Source organism: Mycobacterium sp. TH-M15 (assembly GCF_057473705.1).
Window position 1 is genome coordinate 1 of the sequence record NZ_JBYCLB010000644.1, and the last position, 2,887, is coordinate 2,887.

Here is a 2,887-nt window from a genome sequence, read left to right on the forward strand (position 1 = left end):
GCTGTGCGGACATATCGTAGGTCTCGGTGCCGACACCCGTCGCCGGATACAGCCCCTCCGGGGTGAACAGCGGCTCCGCCTTGCCGGTGAAACCCAGTGGCTTCAGATACAGCTCATCCATCGTTTCGACGTAGTCGGGGAACGGCTGAGGTAGGCCACTGGGCCCCATCACCAGCGCGATTCCGCCGCCAAGCGGCGAATCGCCGGTATCACCACTGGTCAGCCGCACCAGAGGCACCTGCACATCGGGCAGCCGGGGTGCCGCCGGCGTGACGACAACCAACCCGGTGATGCTGGCCGCCGCGCTGACGTAGGCGTAAAGCATGTGCCGCATTCGTCACTCCTTTGTTCTTCTTTGTTCTTCGTTGAACGGGATAGAGTCGCTAGGCGTCTCGGAAGGCGCGGTAGATGGCGGATCCGACGAACGCCCCGAGGGTGTCGGGGCTCCACTCCCGGCCGTCGTCGTGCAGCAGGGTGCGCATCGCGCCTTCGCAGGCGGAGATGAACTGCTCCACCAGCACCGGCAGCTTCCGGTCGGCGTCGGCGGTGCCCCAGTACGCGAGCGTCGGTTGTAACAGCGTGGCGAACCGGTCGGCGATCACCGCGCGGCCGCTGCTGACGTGCTCGGCGGCGGCGGGGTCGGGTTCGACGCTGATCACCAGCCGCCACGAGTCCGCCCGGTTCGCCACCACCCGGAGCAGGGCTTGGAAGCCGGCGACGAAGACGTCCTCGTCGGCGTCGGCGCGGTCGTGTGGCAGCGCGGCGATCGCTTCCGTGACCAGCACCTCGTGCTCCCGGTCGAGCAGCTCGCGGAGCAGCTCAACCCGGTCGGTGAAGCACGAGTAGACGACCGGTCGGGTCACCCCGAGCCGTTCGGCGACGGCGCCGATGGTCACCGCCGCCATCCCGTGCTCCAGGGCGATGTCCCGTGCGGCATCCAGCACCTGAGGACGGCGCCGCTCCGGTCCCAGGTGTGGCGCGCGTGCTCGCCGGAAGGTAGTTGCTACAGGCATGGAGCAAAACCCTACAGCTGAGAATAATTCGATGCAAGCCTCACATCCGACTTGAAAAGTGGGTGGGGTCACGTTAATGTGACCAGTGGTCATAATCGTCTGGGAGGTCATATGCCGACGGTCACCTGGGCTCGTCTCGACCCGGCCCGCCGGGCCGCGGTGGTGGAAGCCGCCGAAGCCGAGTTCGCCGCGCACGGGTTCTCCGGCGGCAGCCTGAACGTGATCGCCCGGCGCGCCGGGGTTGCCAAGGGCAGCCTGTTCCAGTACTTCGCCGACAAGCGCGACCTGTATGCGTTCATCGCCGACCTGGCCAGCCAGCGGGTGCGGGCCGCCATGGAGGATCACATCCGCGGCGCCCCGACCGGGCTGGAGTTCTTCGACTTCCTCACCGGACTGCTCGACACCTGGGTCGCCTACTTCGCCGAGCACCCGCTGGAGCGGGCACTGCACGCCGCGGCCACGCTGGAGGTCGACGCCGACGCCCGGATCAGCGTCCGCTCGGTGGTGCACCGCCACTACCTGGAGGTGCTGCGCCCACTGGTCCGCGACGCGTCGCTCCGCGGCGACCTGCGAGCCGACGCCGACACCGACGTCCTGCTGTCGCTGCTGTTGCTGATCCTGCCGCACCTGGCCCTGGCGCCGTACGTCCGCGGCATCGACCCGATCCTCGGGCTCGACGACCCCACCCCCGAGCAGCCCGCACTGGCCGTACGCCGGCTGGTCGCGGTGCTGATCGCCGCATTCTCCCCGGCGGAGTCCCGCCGGGCCGAGCAGAACACCGATCACAAGCCGAACACCGATCACAAGGAGGTCAACTCATGACACGCACCCATTACGGCTCGCTCGCTACCGGCGGACTGAACTGGCAGAGCCTGCCGATGAAGCTGTTCACCGGCGGCAACGCGAAGTTCTGGAACCCGGCCGACATCGACTTCTCCCGCGACCGGGCGGACTGGGAGGCGCGGTCGGACCGGGAACGCGACATCGCCACCCGGCTGTGTGCGCTGTTCATCGCCGGGGAGGAGGCGGTCACCGCCGACATCCAGCCGTTCATGGCGGCGATGCGGGCCGAGGGCCGGCTCGGCGACGAGATGTACCTGACCCAGTTCGCGTTCGAGGAGGCCAAGCACGTCCAGGTGTTCCGGCTCTGGCTCGACGCGGTCGGGATCACCGATGATCTGCACAGCTACCTCGAATCGGTGCCGTCGTATCTGAAGATCTTCAACGAGGAGCTGCCGGGCGCGCTCAATGCGCTGACCGACGATCCGTCGCCGGCGGCCCAGATCCGGGCCGCGGTGACCTACAACCACATCGTCGAAGGCACCCTGGCACTCACCGGCTACCACGCCTGGCGCAAGGTCTGCGCGAGCCGCAGCATCCTGCCCGGCATGCTGGAGCTGGTCGGCTATATCGGGGATGACGAGCGGCGACACATGGCGTGGGGCACCTTCACCTGCCGGCGGCACGTGGCCGCCGACGACGCCAACTGGGCGGTGTTCGAGAACCGGATGAACGAACTGGTGCCGGTGGCGGTCTCCGCGGTCCAGGAGATCTTCTCCCTCTACGGCGACGACATCCCGTTCGGCCTGTCGCTGGAGGAGTTCACCGGCTACGCGATGGACAAGGGGATGCGCCGGCTCGGCACCATCGAAAGCGCCCGCGGCCGCCCGCTCGAGGAGATCGACCTGGACTACACGCCGCTGCGGCTGGAGGAGACCTTCGCCGACGAAGACCAGCACGCGTTGGTCGCCTCGGCCTAGGCTGGGGGCAGGCGGGGCAGCTCCACCGAGGGAGGCCGGATGACACGGACGCACTACGGGTCGCTGACGACCGGTGGGTTGAACTGGGACAGCTTGCCGCTGAAGCTCTTCGTC

Annotated in this window: 3 protein-coding genes and 1 pseudogene; 2 read left to right on the plus strand and 2 right to left on the minus strand. The window is 68.1% G+C overall.

Going from position 1 to position 2,887, the window contains the following annotated elements:
• Positions 1–325, minus strand: a pseudogene (locus AC2VNT_RS15720) (PE-PPE domain-containing protein); the annotation flags it as partial.
• A 58-nt stretch (positions 326–383) separates the two neighbouring features.
• Positions 384–1,013, minus strand: coding sequence for a TetR/AcrR family transcriptional regulator (locus AC2VNT_RS15725; RefSeq protein WP_486947738.1), 630 nt, complete (start codon positions 1,011–1,013; stop codon positions 384–386).
• A 111-nt stretch (positions 1,014–1,124) separates the two neighbouring features.
• Between AC2VNT_RS15725 and AC2VNT_RS15730 the strand changes: the two genes are divergently transcribed.
• Positions 1,125–1,835, plus strand: coding sequence for a TetR/AcrR family transcriptional regulator (locus AC2VNT_RS15730; protein WP_486947739.1), 711 nt, complete (start codon positions 1,125–1,127; stop codon positions 1,833–1,835).
• On the plus strand, positions 1,832–2,773 hold the full coding sequence (locus tag AC2VNT_RS15735) for a R2-like ligand-binding oxidase (RefSeq protein ID WP_486947740.1): 942 nt from the start codon (positions 1,832–1,834) through the stop codon (positions 2,771–2,773). Before AC2VNT_RS15730 ends, AC2VNT_RS15735 begins: the two co-directional genes overlap by 4 nt.
• The last annotated feature ends 114 nt before the right edge of the window (positions 2,774–2,887 follow it).